This is a genomic window from Mesorhizobium sp. WSM4871 (assembly GCF_055811295.1).
Genome location: NZ_JBVVPU010000011.1, coordinates 221,024 through 241,092, shown reverse-complemented (window position 1 = coordinate 241,092; position 20,069 = coordinate 221,024). Strand labels below are relative to the sequence as shown.

At 64.0% G+C, this 20,069-nt stretch carries 19 protein-coding genes; 18 read left to right on the top strand and 1 reads right to left on the bottom strand.

Annotation, left to right across the window (positions count from 1 at the left end; translation table 11 throughout):
• Positions 1-471: 471 nt before the first annotated feature.
• The 6 genes from AC0L2H_RS23075 to AC0L2H_RS23050 all read left to right on the top strand — a co-directional run bounded on the left by AC0L2H_RS23075 (position 472) and on the right by AC0L2H_RS23050 (position 7,125).
• Complete coding sequence (locus AC0L2H_RS23075) at positions 472-2,115, top strand: ABC transporter substrate-binding protein (RefSeq protein WP_473592350.1); 1,644 nt, start codon at positions 472-474, stop codon at positions 2,113-2,115.
• A gap of 18 nt (positions 2,116-2,133) precedes the next feature.
• On the top strand, positions 2,134-3,201 hold the full coding sequence (locus tag AC0L2H_RS23070; RefSeq protein ID WP_473592349.1) for an ABC transporter permease: 1,068 nt from the start codon (positions 2,134-2,136) through the stop codon (positions 3,199-3,201).
• On the top strand, positions 3,198-4,118 hold the full coding sequence (gene nikC / locus AC0L2H_RS23065; RefSeq protein WP_352934111.1) for a nickel transporter permease: 921 nt from the start codon (positions 3,198-3,200) through the stop codon (positions 4,116-4,118). The genes AC0L2H_RS23070 and nikC overlap by 4 nt, the downstream gene beginning before the upstream one ends.
• Entirely contained in the window at positions 4,115-4,954 is an 840-nt protein-coding gene (locus tag AC0L2H_RS23060; RefSeq protein ID WP_473592348.1) for an ABC transporter ATP-binding protein, read from the top strand. Before nikC ends, AC0L2H_RS23060 begins: the two co-directional genes overlap by 4 nt.
• Entirely contained in the window at positions 4,951-5,700 is a 750-nt protein-coding gene (locus AC0L2H_RS23055) for an ABC transporter ATP-binding protein (RefSeq protein ID WP_473592347.1), read from the top strand. The genes AC0L2H_RS23060 and AC0L2H_RS23055 overlap by 4 nt, the downstream gene beginning before the upstream one ends.
• A 147-nt stretch (positions 5,701-5,847) precedes the next feature.
• Positions 5,848-7,125: a 4-aminobutyrate--2-oxoglutarate transaminase gene (locus AC0L2H_RS23050; RefSeq protein WP_473592346.1), complete on the top strand. Its 1,278-nt coding sequence runs from the start codon at positions 5,848-5,850 to the stop codon at positions 7,123-7,125.
• Between the two features lie 9 nt (positions 7,126-7,134).
• Here the strand turns inward: AC0L2H_RS23050 and AC0L2H_RS23045 are convergent, their stop codons facing one another.
• Complete coding sequence (locus AC0L2H_RS23045; RefSeq protein ID WP_473592345.1) at positions 7,135-8,388, bottom strand: NAD(P)/FAD-dependent oxidoreductase; 1,254 nt, start codon at positions 8,386-8,388, stop codon at positions 7,135-7,137.
• Between the two features lie 437 nt (positions 8,389-8,825).
• On the opposite strand from AC0L2H_RS23045, the gene AC0L2H_RS23040 reads away from it, so the two are divergent.
• The 12 genes from AC0L2H_RS23040 to ybeY all read left to right on the top strand — a co-directional run bounded on the left by AC0L2H_RS23040 (position 8,826) and on the right by ybeY (position 20,043).
• Positions 8,826-10,115: an imelysin family protein gene (locus AC0L2H_RS23040; protein WP_473592344.1), complete on the top strand. Its 1,290-nt coding sequence runs from the start codon at positions 8,826-8,828 to the stop codon at positions 10,113-10,115.
• Positions 10,116-10,211: 96 nt separating this feature from the next.
• Positions 10,212-10,523, top strand: a complete 312-nt coding sequence (locus AC0L2H_RS23035; protein ID WP_006338010.1) for a (2Fe-2S)-binding protein — start codon at positions 10,212-10,214, stop codon at positions 10,521-10,523.
• Positions 10,489-10,974, top strand: coding sequence for a bacterioferritin (gene bfr / locus AC0L2H_RS23030; protein WP_008872249.1), 486 nt, complete (start codon positions 10,489-10,491; stop codon positions 10,972-10,974). Before AC0L2H_RS23035 ends, bfr begins: the two co-directional genes overlap by 35 nt.
• A gap of 96 nt (positions 10,975-11,070) precedes the next feature.
• Positions 11,071-12,594 (top strand): di-heme oxidoreductase family protein, encoded by a 1,524-nt coding sequence (locus AC0L2H_RS23025; protein WP_473592343.1) that lies wholly within the window; start codon positions 11,071-11,073, stop codon positions 12,592-12,594.
• Positions 12,594-13,673: an imelysin family protein gene (locus AC0L2H_RS23020; protein ID WP_473592342.1), complete on the top strand. Its 1,080-nt coding sequence runs from the start codon at positions 12,594-12,596 to the stop codon at positions 13,671-13,673. The genes AC0L2H_RS23025 and AC0L2H_RS23020 overlap by 1 nt, the downstream gene beginning before the upstream one ends.
• 2 nt (positions 13,674-13,675) lie before the next feature.
• The gene (locus tag AC0L2H_RS23015; RefSeq protein ID WP_473592341.1) at positions 13,676-14,782 is read left to right on the top strand and encodes a DUF1513 domain-containing protein; all 1,107 of its coding nucleotides are present in this window, start codon (positions 13,676-13,678) and stop codon (positions 14,780-14,782) included.
• Positions 14,783-14,937: 155 nt separating this feature from the next.
• Positions 14,938-15,630, top strand: a complete 693-nt coding sequence (gene tsaB / locus AC0L2H_RS23010; protein ID WP_473592340.1) for a tRNA (adenosine(37)-N6)-threonylcarbamoyltransferase complex dimerization subunit type 1 TsaB — start codon at positions 14,938-14,940, stop codon at positions 15,628-15,630.
• Complete coding sequence (gene rimI / locus AC0L2H_RS23005; protein WP_107649420.1) at positions 15,630-16,124, top strand: ribosomal protein S18-alanine N-acetyltransferase; 495 nt, start codon at positions 15,630-15,632, stop codon at positions 16,122-16,124. Before tsaB ends, rimI begins: the two co-directional genes overlap by 1 nt.
• Positions 16,125-16,169: 45 nt before the next feature.
• Positions 16,170-16,970 (top strand): lyso-ornithine lipid O-acyltransferase, encoded by an 801-nt coding sequence (olsA, locus tag AC0L2H_RS23000; protein ID WP_473592339.1) that lies wholly within the window; start codon positions 16,170-16,172, stop codon positions 16,968-16,970.
• Positions 16,971-17,033: 63 nt separating this feature from the next.
• The gene (gene miaB / locus AC0L2H_RS22995; protein WP_473592338.1) at positions 17,034-18,443 is read left to right on the top strand and encodes a tRNA (N6-isopentenyl adenosine(37)-C2)-methylthiotransferase MiaB; all 1,410 of its coding nucleotides are present in this window, start codon (positions 17,034-17,036) and stop codon (positions 18,441-18,443) included.
• A gap of 83 nt (positions 18,444-18,526) precedes the next feature.
• Positions 18,527-19,519, top strand: coding sequence for a PhoH family protein (locus tag AC0L2H_RS22990; protein WP_245437063.1), 993 nt, complete (start codon positions 18,527-18,529; stop codon positions 19,517-19,519).
• 17 nt (positions 19,520-19,536) lie between these two features.
• Positions 19,537-20,043, top strand: coding sequence for an rRNA maturation RNase YbeY (ybeY, locus tag AC0L2H_RS22985; protein WP_473592337.1), 507 nt, complete (start codon positions 19,537-19,539; stop codon positions 20,041-20,043).
• Positions 20,044-20,069: the final 26 nt, after the last annotated feature.

Genomic DNA, 20,069 nt, shown 5'->3' with positions numbered 1-20,069 from the left:
GCAAAACTACATCGGCTGCGACATCTCCAAGCTGTGGCTCGACTTTTTTGATGAGGCAAGCGGCCGTTACCAGCGCATCGACAAGCCATGCCGTGACGTCAGAGCGCCGCTGCGGTGCAAAATCTTGCTCCACTGCATTCTTTGGCTGGGGTCACGGCATGGATCCTTGGGTCTTCGCTCCGCTTCGCGTCGCTACGCCCAAGGATGACGACGTTGAGGGCTTAGGTCGCTCTCGAACGTTTGCGGCGGTTCATCGAAACAAACGGCGGCTTGTCGACTCGACCTGGCCCGTTCCGACCCGATACGCTGTCCTGCAAATGCTTGCCGCCGGTCCTGAAGCGGCCGGACAAGGGTGTTGACCAACTGGACAAAAACCACGACGGTATGCGGTCGGGGCGATCGTCCGACCCCGAAAAAGAACATTTCAACCTGAGCCGGGAACTCAGGTCAACAAAACAGGGAACAATCACCATGATGATGGAAAAGTTTGCTCTTCGCTCGCGTACCTTGCTCGCTGGCGCGGCCATGTCCGCGCTGCTTTTGGCCGGCGCGCCCGCCCTTGCCGTCACGCCCGCCGACACGCTGGTCGAGGGCTTCGCGATCGACGACATCATCTCCATGGATCCGGGCGAGGCGTTCGAGCTGTCGACCGCCGAGGTCACCGGCAACACCTATGATCTTCTGGTCCGCCTCGACCTCAGCGACACCTCCAAGGTCAAGGGCGATCTCGCCGAGAGCTGGACCGTCTCCGACGATGGCCTGGTCTATACCTTCAAGCTCAAGCCCGGCCTGAAGTTCGCTTCGGGCAATCCAATCACGGCGGCCGACGTCGCCTATTCCTTCGAGCGCGCCATCAAGCTCGACAAGAGCCCGGCCTTCATCATCGGGCAGTTCGGCATCAGCGGCGACAATGTCGCCGAAAAAGCCAAGGCCGTCGATGACGCCACCTTCCAGTTCACCGTCGACAAGGCCTATGCGCCGAGCTTCGTGCTGAACTGCCTGTCGGCAACCGTTGCCTCGGTCGTTGACGCCAAGCTGGTCAAGGAACATGTCGCCGCGGTGACGCCGAGCGCCGACTACAAATGGGACAATGACTTCGGCAATGCCTGGCTGAAGACCGGCTATGCCGGCTCCGGCCAGTTCAAGTTGCGCGAATGGCGGGCCAACGAGGTCGTCGTGATGGAGCGGAACGACAATTATTACGGCGAAAAGGCCAAGCTTGCCCGCGTCATCTACCGCAACATGAAGGAAAGCTCTGGCCAGCGCCTGGCGCTCGAGGCCGGCGATATCGACGTTGCCCGCAATCTCGAGCCGAACGACCTCGACGCCATCGCCAAGAACGCCGATCTCACCACCACCAGCGCGCCGAAGGGCACAGTCTATTACATCAGCCTCAACCAGAAGAACCCGAACCTCGCCAAGCCGGAGGTTCGGCAGGCCTTCAAATATCTCGTCGACTATGATGCCTTGAGCTCGACCATCCTCAAGGGCATCGGCGAGATCCACCAGACCTTCCTGCCGAAAGGCGTGCTCGGCGAGCTGGACGAGAATCCTTTCAAATTCGACGTCGCCAAAGCCAAGGAACTGCTCGCCAAGGCCGGCTTGGCCGACGGCTTCAGCGTCACCATGGACGTACGCAACACCCAGCCGGTGACCGGCATGGCGGAATCGTTCCAGCAGACGCTGGGACAGGCTGGCATCAAGCTGGAAATCATCCCCGGCGACGGCAAGCAGACGCTGACCAAATACCGCGCCCGCAACCACGACATCTACATCGGCCAGTGGGGCCAGGATTATTTCGATCCGAACTCCAATGCCCAGACGTTCGCCAGCAACCCCGACAATTCGGATGAAGGCAAGACCAAGACGCTTGCCTGGCGCAACGCCTGGGACATTCCGGACTTGACCAAGGAAACCGAAGCGGCCCTGCTCGAGAAGGATCCGGCCAAGCGCGCCGCAATGTACCAGGATCTGCAGAAGAAGATCCTCGAAACCAGTCCTTTCATCATCGTTCACCAGCAGCTGGAAGTGGCCGGCCTGCGCAAGAACCTCAAGGGCTTCGCGCTCGGCCCGAGCTTCGATACCAACTTCGTCGGCCAGATCTCCAAGGAGTGATGCCGGCGGACGCGCCGCATGAGCACGGTTGAAAGCGAAGCGACCGCAGGGCGCGGCAGCGCCCGTGCCGTCGCTGTCGCGTCATCGATCGTCCGTTTCCTGGCCATCGCGATAACCACCTATCTCGGTCTTCTCGCGGTGACCTTCTTCATCGGCCGGGTGATCCCGATCGACCCGGTGCTGGCGGTGCTCGGCGACCGGGCGCCGGCCAATGTCGTCGAGCGCACGCGCCGCGAGATGGGGCTCGACCTGCCGCTGATCGAGCAGTTCTACATCTATGTGAAGAATGCCCTGAATGGTGATTTCGGCACATCGGTGCTGACCACCAATCCGGTCATGACCGACATCCGCCGCGCCTTTCCGGCGACGATCGAACTGGCGACGCTGGGGACGCTGATCGGTTCGGTGATCGGCGTGCCGCTCGGCGTGCTGGCCGCCGTCAAGCGCGGCAGCATTATCGACCAGGTCGTGCGCATCATCGGCCTGGTTGGTTATTCCGTGCCGATCTTCTGGCTGGGGTTGCTGGCGCTTGTGCTGTTCTATGCTAGGCTGCAATGGGTGGCTTTTCCCGGCCGCCTTGATATCGTCTACGAATACACCTTCACGCCGACAACCGGCTTCTATCTTCTGGATGCGCTGTGGCAGCGGCAGTGGGATGTGTTTCGCGATGCCTTCCGCCACATCATCCTGCCGGCCTCGCTGCTCGGCTATTTCTCGCTCGCCTATATCAGCCGCATGACGCGCTCGTTCATGCTGAACGAACTTGCGCAGGAATATATCGTCGCGGCGCGCGCCAAGGGCCTGTCGGAAACACGCATCATCTGGGGCCACGCGCTGCGCAACGCGGCGGTGCCGATGGTCACCGTGATTGCGCTTTCCTATGCCGGCCTGCTCGAAGGCTCGGTGCTGACCGAGACCGTGTTTTCGTGGCCGGGCATCGGCCTCTATATCACCAATTCCCTGCAGAACGCCGATATGAACGCCGTGCTCGGCGGCACCATCGTCATCGGCTCGGTCTTCATCGGCATCAACCTCCTGTCCGATCTGCTCTACCGGGTGCTCGATCCAAGGACCAAGGTACGATGAGCGCTGAGACGATCCAGAGCCGTCGCGACTGGCTGCTCAGCGAGCGGCCGGCGTCGCGCATGCAGGCAAGGCTCGGCCGCGCCTATGTGGCGTGGCGGCGCTTTTCCGCCAACCGGCTGGCGTTTCTCGGCCTGCTCATCATCATTGCTTTGCTCGTGGTCGCCGCCCTTGCCAATGTACTGGCGCCCTATTCTCCGACATTCGGCGACCTCAAGGGCTCGCGCCTGCTGGCGCCGAGTGCGGAGCACTGGTTCGGCACCGACGACCTCGGCCGCGACATCTTTTCGCGCGTCATCTTCGGCTCAAGATGGACGCTCTACGTCGTCATTCTCGTCGCCGTCATCGCCGCCCCTATCGGCCTGCTGGTCGGCACGGTCGCCGGTTATGCCGGCGGCTGGATCGATGCGATCCTGATGCGCATCACCGACATCTTTCTGGCCTTTCCGAAGCTGATCCTGGCGCTGGCCTTTGTCGCTGCACTTGGCCCCGGCATCGAGAATGCGGTGCTCGCCATCGCCATCACCTCATGGCCTCCCTACGCCCGCATTGCGCGCGCCGAAACGCTGACCGTGCGCAATTCCGACTACATCAAGGCGGTGCAATTGATGGGTGCTTCGCCATTCCGCATCGTGCTGCGCCACATCATGCCGCTCTGCATCTCGTCGCTGATTGTCAGGGTGACGCTCGACATGGCCGGCATCATCCTGACCGCCGCCGGCCTTGGTTTCCTCGGCCTCGGCGCCCAGCCGCCGCTGCCGGAATGGGGCGCGATGATCGCGTCGGGCCGCCGCTTCGTGCTCGACCAATGGTGGGTGGCCGGCGCACCGGGCTTTGCCATCCTTATCGTCAGCCTCGGCTTCAACCTGCTCGGTGACGGCCTGCGCGACGCCCTCGATCCCCGGAGCGGCGACCAATGAGCGGCCAGACGTTGCTGGAGGTCGAGGACCTGCGCGTCACCTTTCCGACGCGCATCGGCCAGGTCCAGGCGGTGCGCGGCGTTTCCTTCTCGCTTGGCCGCGAGCGGCTGGGCATTGTCGGCGAGAGCGGCTCAGGCAAGTCGCAGACCGGCCGCGCCATCATGGGCCTGACGCCGCCGCAGGCGCAGGTGACGGCCAGGACGCTCGCTTTCGACGGCATCGACCTGCTTGCCGCGCCGGCGCGCGAGCGCCGGGCGCTGCGGGGAAAACGCATCGCCATGATCCTGCAGGATCCGAAATATTCGCTCGACCCGGTGATGAGCATCGGCCGCCAGATCGTCGAGACGCTGCGCACGCATGAGAAGGTCGGAAAGGCGGAAGCCCGCGACCGCGCGCTCGCCATGCTGGAGGCTGTGCAGATCCGCGACCCTTCGCGGGTTTTCGACTTGCATCCGCATGAGGTTTCCGGCGGCATGGGCCAGCGCGCCATGATCGCCATGATGCTGATTGCCGGTCCCGAGATGATGATCGCCGACGAGCCGACCTCGGCGCTCGACGTCACCGTGCAGCTCGACGTGCTCGGCATCCTCGACCGGCTGGTCAGCGAGCGCGGCATGGGGCTGATCTTCATCTCGCACGATTTGCGCCTGGTCTCCTCCTTCTGCGACCGGGTGATCGTCATGTATGCCGGCAAGGTGGTCGAGCAGCTCAAGGCATCGGAGCTCCGCGACGCGCAGCATCCCTACACGCGCGGCCTGCTCAACTGCATGCCCAGGATCGGCTTCGAACGCCACCCGCTGCCGGTGCTCGACCGCAAGCCGGAGTGGGCGGTATGAATGCGGCGCTTTCCGTCGACGGGTTGGAGGTGATCTTCGACCGCTTCCGCGCGCTGAAGGGCGTCAGCCTCGAAGTCAAGTCAGGCGAGTCCTATGGGCTCGTCGGGGAGTCCGGTTCCGGCAAGTCGACGCTGCTGAGGGCAATCGCGGGCCTCGCGCCCGTCGCCTCCGGCAGCATCACCGTCAACGGCAAGAACCTCGGCAAGGGCCGGGACAAGGCCTTCTATCGCGAGGTGCAGATGGTCTTCCAGGATCCCTACGGCTCGCTGCATCCGCGCCAGACCGTCGACCGCCTGTTGCAGGAGCCGCTCGCCATCCATCGCTTCGCCGACGGCGAGAAGCGCATCGAGCGCGCGCTGGACGAGGTGGGCCTGGGCACCGGCTTCCGCTTCCGCTATGCGCATCAATTGTCAGGCGGCCAGCGCCAGCGCGTGGCGATCGCCCGCGCACTCATCCTCGAGCCGTCGATCCTGCTGCTCGACGAGCCGACCTCGGCGCTCGACGCCTCGGTGCAGGCGGAAGTGCTCAACCTCCTCGAAGAGGTCCGGCGGCGGCGCAAGCTGACCTTTCTGATGGTCAGCCACGACCTCGCCATCATCACCCATATGTGCGAGCGGCTGATGGTCATGCAGAGCGGCGAGGCGGTCGAGAATCTCACGGCGAGCCAGCTTGTCGGGCACCGCGTGACCAAGGATTATACGCGCAACCTGCTCAGGGCGAGCGAGGGGTTTGTGCGGACGGCGTGAGTCAAACTCAACTGTCAGCGACGCCAATGGCGGCAGGCCCAATCGCCTCCCACCGGTGCCAACTTGAGGAAAACGTGAAATAAGGTCAGAACAATTTCCGGCAGTCATCCAAACGAGAACGGGCGCCGGCCCGGCGAGGGGGCGAACATGAAGAACTCAGCCATTTCCGAACGCAAGAACCAGTCGATCTCGCGCGGCGTCGGCATGACCACGCAGATCTATGCCGACCGCGCCGAGAATTCGGAGATCTGGGACGTCGAGGGCCGCCGCTATATCGACTTCTCGTCCGGTATCGCCGTCGTCAACACCGGCCACCGCCACCCCAAGGTGATCGAGGCGGTGAAGGCGCAGCTCGACCGCTTCACCCACACCTGCCACCAGGTGGTGCCCTATGAGAGCTATATCAGGCTGGCCGAGCGGCTGAACGCCATGCTGCCCGGCGCGTTCGACAAGAAGACGATTTTCGTCACCACCGGCGCCGAGGCGGTGGAGAACGCCATCAAGATCGCCCGCAACGCCACCGGTCGTCCGGCCGTCATCGCCTTTTCCGGCGGCTTCCATGGCCGCACCTTTATGGGCATGGCGCTGACCGGCAAGGTCGTGCCCTACAAGGTCGGCTTCGGCGCCATGCCGGCCGATGTCTTCCACGCACCGTTCCCGGTGGCGCCGCATGGCGTTTCTACAGCCGATTCGCTGGCGGCGCTCGACCGCCTGTTCAAGGCCGATGTCGACCCGGCCCGTGTCGCCGCCATCATCGTCGAGCCGGTGCAGGGCGAGGGCGGCTTCTACGAGGCGCCGCGCGACTTCATGACGGCGCTGCGCAAGATCTGCGACCAGCATGGCATGCTCCTGGTCGCCGACGAGGTGCAGACCGGCTTTGCCCGCACAGGCAAGATGTTTGCCATGGATCACCATGAGGTGGCCGCCGACATCACCACCATGGCCAAGAGCCTGGCCGGCGGCTTTCCGCTGGCGGCGGTCACCGGCCGCGCCGAGATCATGGATGCGCCGAACCCCGGCGGCCTCGGCGGCACCTATGGCGGCAGCCCGATCGGCGTCGCCGCCGCGCACGCGGTGCTCGACGTGATCGACGAGGAAAAGCTTTGCGACCGCGCCAATGCGCTGGGAGCCCGGCTGAAGCAGCGGCTGCAGTCGATCCGCGACGAAGTTCCCGAGATCGTCGATATCAGAGGTCCGGGCTTCATGAATGCGGTCGAGTTCAACGACGTCAAGAAGGGCTTGCCCTCGGCGGAAATCGCCAATGCGGTCCGGCTGAAGGCGCTCGACAAGGGGCTGATCCTGCTCACCTGTGGCGTCTACGGCAATGTCATCCGCTTCCTCGCGCCGATCACCATCCAGGACAACGTCATGAACGAAGCTCTCGACATTCTGGAAAGCTCGATCCGCGAAGTCTGCGCTGCCTGACCTGTCAGATCACCCCGCCGCTCTGGCGGGCTCGTTCTCCTGGAAGACGGCCAGTGCCGCCTTCAGCGCGTCGGGTCCGGCCGCCACGCTCTGCGGCGGCGGCGAAAAGCCGGCGCCGAGCATCTTGCGGCCGAGCATATGGTCGCCCGGCCGGTTGACCGATTCGATGCCAAGCAGCCGGTCTGCGGCATAGTGGTAGATCGAGAATTTGTTCTCGCCGAGGTCGCCCAGCACGACATGGTTGTGGCCGCCGGAGGTCAGGCCGACCATCTGCAGCTTCATGTCGCCAATGTCGGACCAGAACCACGGCACTGCCGCAAAAGCATCCGCATGGCCGAGAATGGTGCGCGCGGCAAGCCGCGCCTGGTCGGTGGCGTTCTGCACCGATTCCAGCCGCACATCCGCGCCGGTGAACCAGTGCCGGTAGGAAGCGGCATCGCCGATGGCGAGGATTTCGGGCACTGAGCTGCGCATCTGCTGGTCGACGCGGATGCCGTTGGCGATCGCGATGCCGGCGGCTTGCGCCAGCTCGACATTCGGCACCACGCCGATGCCGATGATGACCATCTGCGCCGGCAGCCTTTCGCCGGACGACGTCACCGCCGCCGAGACGCGGCCGTTTTCGCCTTCCAGCCGCGCGATCGTAGTGCCGGTGAGGATGCGCACACCGATAGCTTCGAGGCGCTGCCGCACATGGCTGGCGATGACCGGCGCTACCGCGCGGCCGAGCAGCCGGTCGACGGCTTCAACAACGGTCACCTTGCGTCCGGCCGCCTTGAGCGTCGCGGCGATCTCCAGTCCGATGAAGCCGCCGCCGAGAATGACGACATCCTCGCTTTGCGCGCTGAGTTCGCGGATCAGCCGCGCGTCGGCGAGCGAGCGCAGCGAGACCACGCCGGAAAGATCGACGCCTGGCAAAGGCAGCATGCGCGGCCGCGAACCGGTCGCCAGGATCAGCCGGTCGAAAGGCAGCATGCCGTCGCCTGATATTTCCAGCCTTTGGCCGGCGGCATCGATGCGCTCGACCTTGATGCCTGGCCGGTAGTCGATGGTGCTGCCTGTGTAGAACGCCTCGCCGCGCAGCGGCTGCGGTTTGGCTTCCTGGTCCTTGATGAAGGTCTTCGACAGCGGCGGCTTGTGATAGGGCAGCTCGCTCTCGTCGCCGACAAGGATCACGGGCCCGTCGTAACCCTCCTCGCGCAGGCTGGCGGCCGCTTGCACGCCCGCGTGACCCGCACCGACAATGACCACACCGTTCTTCATCGCAGCCCGATTTTCTTTTTCGATTCTAGGACGTCCCGCCACATGGCGATTGTCTGGCGCCGCCGCAAGAGCCCTGGTCGGGGTCGCACCCGGAACGGCCGCCTGTCAATCGAGATCTCACGGTAAAAGCCGGCACGTGAAGGCATTTAAAGTTGATATTTGCAGTTTAGAATTATTCTAAACTGTTGTTTCAATTGATTTTTCTCTTCGATGCCAGTTGACTTCCGGCGCCTTCATCGTGTTATGGAAGCTTGCGCGTCAAGCGCATCCCTTTGATGTCTGGGCCTTGAACCCTTTCGATTGGAGGCATTTCGGTGTCTTTCTTACGCGAACCGCGCAATGGCGCGGCGTCTCTTGCCTTTGACGGCATGCGAATGCCCTGGGGCCTGTTGGCGCGTGCGCCTTTTACTGAATTTCCAAGAAACTGGAGAACGATGATGACAGTACGCAATGGCGGCAGGCTGGCTGCGATCTGCGCTACGGCTATGTTGACGGCGGCGGTGTTCGTGCTGCCGGCCAAGGCCGAAACCGATGCCAAGGCAGTCATCAAGACCTATTCCGACATCGCGCTGGCCAAATATGAGGATTCGCTGACCACCGCGCAGGCGCTCGACAAGGCGGTCGACGCGCTGCTCGCCAAGCCGTCGGTGGAAACGCTGAACGCCGCCCGCGAGGCCTGGAAGGCGTCGCGGGTCCCTTATCAGCAGACCGAGGTCTACCGCTTCGGCAACAAGATCGTCGACGACTGGGAGGGCAAGGTGAATGCCTGGCCGCTGGACGAAGGCCTGATCGACTATGTCGCCAAGAGCTACGGCACCGAGTCCGACGCCAACTCGCTCTATACCGCCAATGTGATCGCCAGCAAGGAGATCGAGATCGACGGCAAGAAGGTCGACGCCACGAACCTGACACCGGAGTTCCTCTCCGGCACGCTGCAGGAGGCCGGCGGCATCGAGGCCAATGTCGCCACCGGCTATCACGCCATCGAATTCCTGCTCTGGGGCCAGGACCTGCACGGCACCGGCCCGGGCGCCGGCGAGCGGCCCTATACGGACTACGACCTTGCCAATTGCACCGGCGGCAATTGCGACCGCCGCGCGCAGTACCTGAAGTCGGCGAGCGACCTTCTGGTTTCCGACCTGCAGGACATGGTCAATGACTGGAAGGAAGGCGGCGCCGCGCGCAAGAACCTCGTCGACGGCGAACCCAATGCCGGCATCTCGACCATCTTCACCGGCATGGGCTCGCTGTCCTATGGCGAATTGGCCGGCGAGCGCATGAAGCTCGGCCTGCTGCTGCACGATCCGGAGGAAGAGCACGACTGCTTCTCCGACAACACCTACAACTCCCATCTTTATGACGCGATCGGCATCCGCGCCGCTTACCATGCCAGCTACGTCAGGCTCGACGGCAGCGTCGTCGAGGGGCCGTCGGTATCCGACATGGTCAAGGCCGCCGATCCGGCGATCGACAAGGAACTGTCGGACAAGCTGGATGTCACTGTCGCCAAGATGGAGGCGATCAAGGCGCGGGCTGTTGCCGGCGAGGCCTATGACGAGCAGATCGCCGAAGGCAACACTGAAGGCAACGCCACCGTGCAGGCGGCGATCGACGCGCTGGTCGACCAGACCAAGTCGATCGAACGCGCTGTAGGCTCCCTGAAGCTCAATGCCATCGCCTTCGAGGGCTCCGACAGCCTCGACGCGCCGGACAAGGTGTTCCAGTAAGCCTTGAGCACGATCCCGAAGGGCGGACCTTCAGGATCGTCCTCCATCGAAACCAGCCACACGGCGCCTGGGAACGCCGTCAGCCAGAGCAAATAAATGCTGATCTGCCATTGCAACATCATCACCGAGAAGGAGATTGAGCAGACGATCGTCGGGCTGCTGGATCAGGATCCCTGGCAACTTATCGTGCCGGCGAAGATCTATCATGCCATGCAGAAGCGCGGTCGCTGTTGCGGCTGCTTCCCAAATGTGGTCGAAACGATCATTCGGGTAACCGAGAACTACCATGCCCGCTCGGAGGCGAGCGGCGTGGACATCGTTTCACACCTGGATCGCGTCAGAGGCCTGCGCATCCAATACGGGAGCAGAACCCATGAAGGGCGAAAAGCAGATCATCGAGCGGCTTAACGAGGCTTTGTTTCTGGAGCTTGGAGCCGTCAACCAGTACTGGGTGCATTTCCGGCTGCTGGAAGACTGGGGATACGCCAAGCTGGCAAAGAAGGAACGCGCGGAATCGATCGAGGAGATGCACCATGCCGACCGGCTCGTGGCCCGCATCATCTTCCTCGAAGGCCATCCTAACCTGCAGTCCGTGGCGCCGCTGCGCATAGGGCAGAATGTCAAGGAAGTGCTCGAATCCGATCTTGCCGGCGAGTATGACGCACGCACCGCCTACAAGCGGTCGCGCGAGATTTGCGAAGAAGCGGGCGACTACGTGTCGATGAAACTGTTCGAGGAATTGCTGTCCGACGAGGAAGGTCACATCGACTTCCTCGAGACCCAGCTCGACCTGCTCGCCTCGATCGGCGAGGAAAAATACGGCCAGCTCAACGCCGCATCGGCTGACGAGTCGGATTAAGGACATGCGGGAATGCGGCGCCCCCTAGCATTCTTGCGCCGCCTGCGGCGGGCGGGGAATTTTGGCCTGCCGTCCCTCCAAAACCCGCGATACCGATTGCTTCGCGGGCTTTCGCTTGTCGTTTTGGCGTCGTTTGCCGCCACGGCACTGGCCGGCCCGCCGGAACCGGCGGGCCTCGCCACCAGCCGTACCGATCTGACGCCGAAGGATCTGGCGCGCGTCATCGCCGTCACCAGGCCAACCACTGATTTTTCCAGGCCCGAGCAGTTCGAGTTGATGCAAGGCGGCGCCGGCACGTCGCGCAAGGACGCCAACCGCGACGCCTTCTCGCAATCCTCCGCCAACATCACCTTCGAGGAAGAAGGCACGTTCAAGCTCGGCAACGCCCTTTTCCGCAAGAACTGGGTGTCGTCGCCATCCTCGACGCAGGCCTCGGACGGGCTTGGCCCGCTGTTCAACGAACGGGCTTGCCAGAATTGCCATCTGAAGGACGGCCGCGGCCATCCGCCGGAAGGTGACACGCGCACCACCTCGATGTTCCTGCGGCTGGCGCGCGATGCGAGCAATGAGGAGGAGAAAGCCGCGCTCGCCGACCGTAAGGCGCTCAATTTCCCCGATCCCGTCTACGGCTCGCAACTGCAGGAACTGGCGGTGCCTGGCCTCAAGGGCGAGGGCAGGATGCATGTCGACTACAGGGAAGAAAAGGTGACGCTCGGCGACGGCAGCATCGTTTCGCTGCGCAAGCCGAGTTACACCGTGGACAGCCTGGGATACGGGCCGCTCGACCCGCACACCACGCTGTCGCCGCGCCTCACGCCGCCGATGATCGGCCTCGGCCTGATCGAGCAGATCGCGCCGGCCGACATCCTTGCCCATGCCGATCCGGACGACCGCGGCGGTGACGGCATTTCCGGCAAGCCAAACATCGTGCGCGATAGCCGTAGCGGCGAGCTGACGCTTGGCCGCTTTGGCTGGAAGGCGCAGACGCCGTCGATCCGCGAGCAGGCGGCGGATGCATTCTCGGGCGACATCGGCATCTCGACGCCCGAAATGCCGAAAAGCGAGGGCGACTGCACCGCTGCCGAAAAGGCTTGTCTTGCCATGCCCAACGGTGTGCAGAAGCGCCTCGGTCCGGTCGAGGCGCCGCCGCCGGTCATGGACCTCGTCACCTTCTACTCGCAAAACCTCGCGGTGCCGGCGCGGCGCGATATCGACACACGGCAAGTGCTCGCCGGCAAGAAGCTCTTCTACGACATGGGCTGCATCTCCTGCCACACGCCGAAATTCGTCACCCGTCGCGACGCGCCCAACAAGGCGCAAGCCTTTCAACTGATCTGGCCGTATTCCGACTTCCTGCTGCACGACATGGGGCCGGGTCTGGCCGATGGGCAGGCCGTGGGCGAGGCGACGGGCAGCGAATGGCGCACTCCGCCGCTATGGGGGATCGGCCTGACCGAGATCGTCAACGGCAACAATTTCTTCCTGCATGACGGGCGCGCCCGCACCTTGGCCGAGGCCATTCTTTGGCATGGCGGCGAGGCACGGAAGGCGCGCGACCGCTTTGCCGCCGCCAATGCGGCCGACCGCGATGCGCTGGTGAAATTCCTGGAGTCGCTCTGATGCTGAAACGTCTTTTGCCTGCTCTTGTTCTGCCGTTGGTTCTGCTCGGCGCCCACCCGGCGCCGGCGGCGGTCAAGGCCTCCGACATCATCCAGCGGGCGATCGACGGTTTCGTGCGTCCGGCCTACGCCAGCTTGCACCAGCACGCTGAAACCTTGACCAAATCGATGCGCAGTCTGTGCACCGCGCCCTCGCAAAAGGAGCTCGATGCGGCGCGCGCCGCGTTTTCGGCCACGGTCGATGCCTGGTCGGTCGCCGAGATCATCGGTTTCGGACCGATCAAGGAGAACAACCGGCTGGAACGCATGCTTTACTGGCCGGACCGCAAAAGCATCGGCCTGAGGCAGGTGCAGGCGGCGTTGGCAGGGAAGGATCCGACCGCCACCGATCCGGTGCAGTTGGCCAGCAAGAGTGTCGCCATGCAAGGGCTAGGCGCCCTGGAATTCGTGCTTTACGGCGATGGCGCGGAAACGCTCTCCGGCAAGGACGATCCCTATCGTTGCGCCTATGGCGCGGCTGTCGCCGGCAACATCGAAACGATTGCCGCCGATGTCAGCGACGCCTGGAACAAGCCCGATGGCTTTGCCGCGCTCTGGGCCAATCCGGGGCCGCAAAATGCGCTTTACCGCGACGGCACCGAAGCCGTGACCGAACTGGTCGGCGTCTTCATCAACGAGCTGGAGATGGTCCGCGACGTGCGGCTGAAAGGGTTTTTCGGCGGCAGCCCGGAGACCGACAAGCCGAAGCAGGCGATCTACTGGCGCTCCGAAAACACGACGCGTTCGCTGGCCGGAAATCTGTCGGGGATGGATGCGCTGTTCCAGGCCTCGCGGCTCGGCGACGCGCTGCCGCCCGACGCGCGCTGGATGGCGGAATCGATCCATATCCAGTTCGTCAACGGGGCGGCCGACGCCTCGGTCGTCAAGGGCCCGATCGCCAAGGTTCTTGCCGACCCGGCGCAACGCCAGAAGCTCGACCATTTCTCGCTGGTGACATCCAGCCTGACGACCCTGATCGGCACCAGGCTGACCGCTGAATTCGGCCTGACCGCCGGGTTTTCGTCGCTGGATGGGGACTGAGCATGCGCACGCCTTTGACCGACCGCCGCGATTTCCTCAAGGCGGCAGGCGCGGGTTTCATCGCGGCGATGGCGCCTTCGGCCTGGGCAGAGACGCTTGGCACTGATGCCGTCTTTGCCACCGCCTTCGTCAGGCGCGACGGCAGCTATGGCGCGGCCATCCTGTCCGAGGCCGGCAAGCTGCTGCATGCGATCGACCTGCCCGATCGCGGTCATGACGTCACCTTCGATCCGGTATCGAAACGCTCGGTGGTTTTTGCTAGGCAGCCCGGCACCTTTGCCGTCGTCTTCGACCACACCGGCCGCGTCGCGCCGCTGACCATCGCCAGCATCCCCGGCCGGCATTTCTTCGGTCATGGCGTGTTTTCGACCGACGGTGCGCTGCTCTACGCCACCGAGAATGATTTCGACAATGCCGCCGGCGTCGTCGGCGTTTACGACGCGCGCAAAAAATTCAAGCGTGTCAGTGAGTTCCCGACCTATGGCATGGGGCCGCACGAGCTTTTGCTGCTGGGCGATGGCCGCACCATCGCCGTCGCCAATGGCGGCATCGAGACCCATCCGGACTACGGCCGCGCCGAGCTCAACATCGCGACGATGCAGCCGTCCTATGTGCTGGTCGACAGGATCACCGGCGATCTCATCGAAAAGCACGAGCTGCCGCCGAAGCTGCACCAATTGTCGATCCGTCACATGGATGCCGACCAGTCCGGCACGATCTGGTTCGGTTGCCAGTACCGGGGGCCGGGCACGGACCGCCCGCTGCTGGTCGGCCGGGCCGCGCGCGGCAAGGAATTGCAACTGCTCGACATGCCGCAAGACGTGCTCTCGGGCTTCAGGAACTATATCGGCTCGGTCGCCGCGAACCCTGCCGCCGGCACCGTCGCCGTGTCCTCGCCTGAAGGCAATTCACTGGCCGTCCTCGACGCAGCCAGCGGCCGTATCCTTGCCACCAGCGCACTGGTCGAAGTCTGCGGCGTGGCGCCGGATGGAACGAGCTTCATGGCAACGACAGGCACGGGCGAAATCGTCGAAGCGGGCGGTGCGACGCGCTCCGAGCCGGACTATGTCTGGGACAACCACATGTTGCGCATCGGCGAGGTCGCGTAGTGCTCCTGATCACCTGAAGGTTGCGTTCGTTGATCTTCAGGCGAGGTCGAAGCGAAGCCGTCAAACGATTTATGCAATATCCCCTTGCGGGCACGGGCCATGGCAGGCAGAGGGGAACCACTGTTTTTCGAACCCATGCTCCAACCGGCCACCTTATGAAGTTGCTTGCCATCGACTGTGCCGCCAACCTTTGCGCCGCCTGCGTCTATGACGCGGTGGCCGGCAAAGAGCTTGGCCGTTCGGTGCTCGATCTCGGCAAGGGCCATGCCGAGCATCTGATGGCAGTCATCGATCAGGCATTGAAAGCCGCCGGAACCGGCTATGCCGGCCTTGGCGCCATCGTCGTCTCCGTCGGCCCAGGCTCCTTCACCGGCCTGCGCGTTGGCGTGTCGGCGGCGCGTGGCCTGGCGCTGGCGCTGAAAATCCCGGCCATCGGGGTGACGACGCTGGAAGCACTGGCGGCGGAGGCGGTGGCGGCATTTCCCGGCCGCGCGGCGCTTGCCGCCCTTGACGCCGGGCGCGAGGAAATCCACGCGGCATTCTACGACGAAGGCTCGGTTCTGCGCTATGGTCCGGCCGTGACCACGCTTTTGCAAGCCGTCGGCATGGCGGTTGACGGTTCTCCTGTTCTTGCCGGCACGGCGGCAACGCAGGTAGCGGCATCGGCTGGCCGGACCTTCGACATCGGTCCGACAGGCGCCACTGCCGACATCGCCGTCTATGCCCGGCTGGGTGCCGCCCAATATGCCGATAAAAAGCGCCAAGGCGAAAGGCCAAAGCCACTTTATTTGCGCGGCGCCGACGCCAAGCCGCAAGCGGGCTTCATCCTATCAAGGCAGAAAAACTGATGCGCATTCCCTTCCTCCAGCCGCGCCGCAGGGACTATGCGCTCGAACCGCTGACGATTGCCGACAGCCCGGCCGTTTCCGTGCTGCATCGCGAGGATTTCGTCCGGCCCTGGACAGATGGCGAGTTCGCCGCGCTGCTCGAGCAGGACACGGTGTTCGGCTACGCCGCCCGCGAGACCGGACAGGGCGGCAAGCCGCCGGTCGGCTTCGTGCTGGCGCGGTTGGCGGCTGGCGAAGGCGAGATCCTCACGGTCGCGGTGGCGCGCTCCCATCGCCGCCAGGGGCTCGGCTGGCAATTGATGGATGCCGTGCTGCGCGAGCTGCATGCGCAGCGCGCCGAAGCGCTTTTCCTTGAGGTCGACGAGACCAATACCGCCGCCATCGCGCTCTACCGGCGGCTGGGCTTCCGCGAGGTCGGCAAGCGCGCCAATTACTACAGATCGCCGGAGCACGGCCCCACCGGCGCGCTTGTCATGCGCCGCGATCTTCGCTAGCGCAGGCCCGAAAGTGGACGCACGTCGGGGCAGGGCCAGGACCGCATGATCGGAAAAATCAGGATTTTCCTGGCGCTGGGCCTTGTCGTCGCCGGCTCGTTGATTCTCGTGCCGTTGCAGATCCTGTCGATGAAGACCGGCTGGTGGCCGGAAACGTTCATCCTCAAGATCTGGCACAGGCTGATCGTCAGGGCGCTGGGCATGCGCATCCATGTCAGGGGTGCGCTGTCCGACAAGCGTCCGCTGCTGGTTGCGTCCAACCACATCTCCTGGACCGACATCATGGTGCTCGGCTCCATGGTCGACGTGAAGTTCATCGCCCGGGCTGACATGGAAGGCTGGCCGCTGATCGGCATGCTGTCCAAACTGCAGCGCACTGTCTTCATCGAGCGCGAGCGCAAACGTTCATCGGGCGACCAGGCGAGCGAGATCGCCAGCCGCATGGCCAAGGGCGACGCCATGGTGCTGTTTGCCGAAGGCTCGACCGGCGACGGCAACATGGTCCTGCCGTTCAAGAGCACGCTGTTCGGCGCCGCTTCGATGGCGATCTCCGAAGGGGCTGCGGAACAGGTCTTCATCCAGCCGGTGGCGATCGTCTATACGCGCCTGCACGGCGTGCCGCTCGGCCGCCGCCATCGGCCGATCGCCGCCTGGATCGGCGATGAGGATCTGATGCCGCACCTCAAGGTGCTGATGGCGCAAGGCGGTCTCGACGTCGAGGTGCATTTCGGTGATCCCGTTGCCTTTTCCAAGGGCTCCAACCGCAAGGAAACGGCAAGGCTGATGGAAAGCCAGGTGCGTGACATGATGCGAGCGGCGCTCGCCGACCCGCGTCCGAGCCGGTAAGCCGGAACAGGATCAGGCAGAATCGTCTGTTTTTTGTCACGAAAAGGCGTTAGAAGCCGCCGGATGGATTTGAACACGATAGAGCTGCCCGACACCGACATTGCCGCCGAAAGCGCGGCGTTGCCGTCCGCCGCAGCCAAAAAGGTCTTCGTCAAGACCTATGGCTGCCAGATGAACGTCTACGATTCGCAGCGCATGACCGATGCGCTGGCGGCCGATGGCTATGTCGCCACGGACGCCATCGGCGAGGCCGATCTGGTGCTGCTCAACACCTGCCATATCCGTGAAAAGGCAGCGGAAAAGGTCTATTCCGAGCTCGGCCGCATCCGCGAGATGAAGGCCGAACGGGCTCAGGCCGGGCGCGAGATGCTGATCGGCGTTGCCGGCTGCGTGGCGCAGGCCGAGGGGGCCGAGATCATCCGCCGCTCGCCGGCCGTCGATCTGGTCATCGGCCCGCAGACCTATCACCGTCTGCCCGATGTCCTGGCGCGGGTGCGCGGCGGCGAAAAGATCGTCGAGACCGACTACGCCATCGAAGACAAATTCGATCATTTGCCGCAGCCCCGGCGCGCCGAGATCATCAAGCGTGGCGTCACCGCCTTCCTCACCGTGCAGGAAGGTTGCGACAAGTTCTGCACCTTCTGCGTCGTGCCCTATACGCGCGGCTCCGAGGTTTCACGGCCGGTCGTGCAGATCGTCGCCGAGGCCGAACGGCTGGCGGCAGCCGGCGTGCGCGAGGTGACGCTGCTTGGCCAGAACGTCAATGCCTGGCATGGCCAGGGCGACAACGGCGAGGAATGGGGCCTTGGCCGGCTGCTGTTCAGGCTGGCCGAGATCCCCGGACTGGCGCGGCTGCGCTACACCACCAGCCATCCGCGCGATATGGACGACGAGCTGATATCGGCTCATCGCGACCTGCCTTCGTTGATGCCTTATTTGCATCTGCCCGTGCAATCGGGCTCGGATCGCATCCTCAAGGCGATGAATCGCAGGCACACGGCAAAGGATTATCTGGCGCTGCTCGACCGCATCCGTGCCGCGCGGCCGGATATCGCGCTTTCCGGTGATTTCATCGTCGGCTTCCCCGGCGAGACGGACGCGGACTTCGAGGCGACGGTGGAACTCGTGCGCCAGGTGAACTACGCCTCGGCGTTCTCGTTCAAATATTCGCCGCGCCCCGGCACCCCGGGCGCCGAGATGGCCGACCACGTGCCGGAAGCGATCAAGGACGAGCGCCTGCAGCGGCTGCAGGCGCTGTTCTTGAAGCAGCAGCAGGATTTCGGCTTGAGCCTGGTCGGTCGCACCATCGACACGCTGATCGAGAAGCCGGGCCGCCAGGCGGGCCAGAAGGTCGGCCGCTCGCCTTGGTTGCAGCCGGTTATTGTTGATGAAAAGGCCGGCGAAATCGGTGACATTATCCAGGTACGAATCACGAAGACGGGCTACAACAGCCTGTTCGCCGAATTGGCCTGAGGGTCTCGGCAGATGAGGAGAGACGGTTGAGCGCTGCCGAAGTGAAGAACCTGCCCCAGAATCCACCTTCAGGGGCCTCAGATATGGCGCACATCGTTCTGACTTTCGACAACAACAAGCTTGCCAGCGCCCTTTACGGCCAGTTCGACGAGAATCTGGCCAGGCTTGAGCAGAAGCTCGGCGTCGACATCCGCTCGCGTGGCAACCAGTTGACCATTAAGGGATCCGCCTCGGCCGCCGAACAGGCGCGGCGCGCCCTGGACAATCTCTACGGCATTCTCCAGAAAGGCGTCGACATCGGCCAGTCGGACGTCGATGGCGCCGTGCGCATGGCGATCGCCGCCGATGATCAACTGACGCTGCCGACGCTGGAGCGCAAGGGCAAAGTGTCCGCGGCCCAGATATCGACGCGTAAGAAGACGATCTACGCCCGTTCGCTCAACCAGGACGCCTATATGCGCGCGCTGGAGCGGTCAGAGCTTGTCTTCGGCATCGGCCCGGCCGGCACCGGCAAGACCTTCCTGGCGGTGGCGCATGCGGCGATGCTGCTCGAACGCGGCATGGTCGAACGCATCGTATTGTCGCGCCCCGCCGTCGAGGCCGGCGAACGGCTTGGCTTCCTGCCTGGCGATATGAAGGAGAAGGTCGATCCGTATCTGCGGCCGCTCTATGACGCGCTTTACGACATGATGCCGGCCGACAAGGTCGAGCGCGCGATCGCCGCCGAGGTGATCGAGATCGCGCCGTTGGCCTTCATGCGCGGCCGCACGCTGGCGCACGCCGCCGTCATCCTCGACGAGGCGCAGAACACCACGCCGATGCAGATGAAGATGTTCCTGACCCGGCTCGGCGAGAATTCCCGCATGATCGTGACCGGCGATCCGACCCAGATCGACCTGCCGCCAAACACCAAGTCGGGTCTGGTCGAGGCGTTGAGGATCCTTGACGGCGTCACCGGCATGGTGACGGTGCGCTTCAACGAAGGCGATGTCGTCAGGCACCCGCTGGTCGCCGAGATCGTCAAGGCCTACGATCGCGACGGCAAGCTGGCGCGTGGCCTGGACGCCGAGAGCTGATGTGACGATGCGGCCGCATGGCTGAAGACAGAAAGTCCGGCGACGGGGATTTTTCGGTTCCCGCCGACATCGATATCTCGGTCGAAGCGGGAGACTGGCCCGACGAGGCGGCGCTGACGCGGCTGGTTGATCGCGCCGTGCTGGCCGCCTTCGCCGAAACCGGCGCGGCCGGGCATTCCGAACTCAGCATCGTTTTTTCCGACGACGCCCATATCCGCGGTCTCAACGCCAACTGGCGCGGCAAGGACAAGCCGACCAACGTCCTGTCCTTCCCGGCTTTTCCTTTCGTGAAGAGCGGTCCGCTGCCGCCGATGCTGGGCGACATCGTGCTGGCCGCCGAGACGGTGGCGCGGGAAGCGGCACTGGAAGACAAGCCCCTGGACAACCATATCACCCACCTCGTCATCCACGGCCTGCTGCATCTGCTGGGCTACGACCACGAGACCGACACCGAAGCCGAGGAGATGGAAGCGATCGAGCGCTCAGCACTTGCGAGGCTTGCCATTCCCGATCCCTACGCGTAACTAAAAAAGACCAATTGACCGGACGA

Coding starts and splice junctions, on each gene's coding strand:
- AC0L2H_RS23075 (WP_473592350.1), top strand. CDS start 472: ATGATGATGGAAAAGTTTGCTCTTCGCTCGCGTACCTTGCTCGCTGGC.
- AC0L2H_RS23070 (WP_473592349.1), top strand. CDS start 2,134: ATGAGCACGGTTGAAAGCGAAGCGACCGCAGGGCGCGGCAGCGCCCGT.
- nikC (WP_352934111.1), top strand. CDS start 3,198: ATGAGCGCTGAGACGATCCAGAGCCGTCGCGACTGGCTGCTCAGCGAG.
- AC0L2H_RS23060 (WP_473592348.1), top strand. CDS start 4,115: ATGAGCGGCCAGACGTTGCTGGAGGTCGAGGACCTGCGCGTCACCTTT.
- AC0L2H_RS23055 (WP_473592347.1), top strand. CDS start 4,951: ATGAATGCGGCGCTTTCCGTCGACGGGTTGGAGGTGATCTTCGACCGC.
- AC0L2H_RS23050 (WP_473592346.1), top strand. CDS start 5,848: ATGAAGAACTCAGCCATTTCCGAACGCAAGAACCAGTCGATCTCGCGC.
- AC0L2H_RS23045 (WP_473592345.1), bottom strand. CDS start 8,388: ATGAAGAACGGTGTGGTCATTGTCGGTGCGGGTCACGCGGGCGTGCAA.
- AC0L2H_RS23040 (WP_473592344.1), top strand. CDS start 8,826: ATGACAGTACGCAATGGCGGCAGGCTGGCTGCGATCTGCGCTACGGCT.
- AC0L2H_RS23035 (WP_006338010.1), top strand. CDS start 10,212: ATGCTGATCTGCCATTGCAACATCATCACCGAGAAGGAGATTGAGCAG.
- bfr (WP_008872249.1), top strand. CDS start 10,489: ATGAAGGGCGAAAAGCAGATCATCGAGCGGCTTAACGAGGCTTTGTTT.
- AC0L2H_RS23020 (WP_473592342.1), top strand. CDS start 12,594: ATGCTGAAACGTCTTTTGCCTGCTCTTGTTCTGCCGTTGGTTCTGCTC.
- AC0L2H_RS23015 (WP_473592341.1), top strand. CDS start 13,676: ATGCGCACGCCTTTGACCGACCGCCGCGATTTCCTCAAGGCGGCAGGC.
- tsaB (WP_473592340.1), top strand. CDS start 14,938: ATGAAGTTGCTTGCCATCGACTGTGCCGCCAACCTTTGCGCCGCCTGC.
- rimI (WP_107649420.1), top strand. CDS start 15,630: ATGCGCATTCCCTTCCTCCAGCCGCGCCGCAGGGACTATGCGCTCGAA.
- olsA (WP_473592339.1), top strand. CDS start 16,170: ATGATCGGAAAAATCAGGATTTTCCTGGCGCTGGGCCTTGTCGTCGCC.
- miaB (WP_473592338.1), top strand. CDS start 17,034: ATGGATTTGAACACGATAGAGCTGCCCGACACCGACATTGCCGCCGAA.
- AC0L2H_RS22990 (WP_245437063.1), top strand. CDS start 18,527: ATGGCGCACATCGTTCTGACTTTCGACAACAACAAGCTTGCCAGCGCC.
- ybeY (WP_473592337.1), top strand. CDS start 19,537: ATGGCTGAAGACAGAAAGTCCGGCGACGGGGATTTTTCGGTTCCCGCC.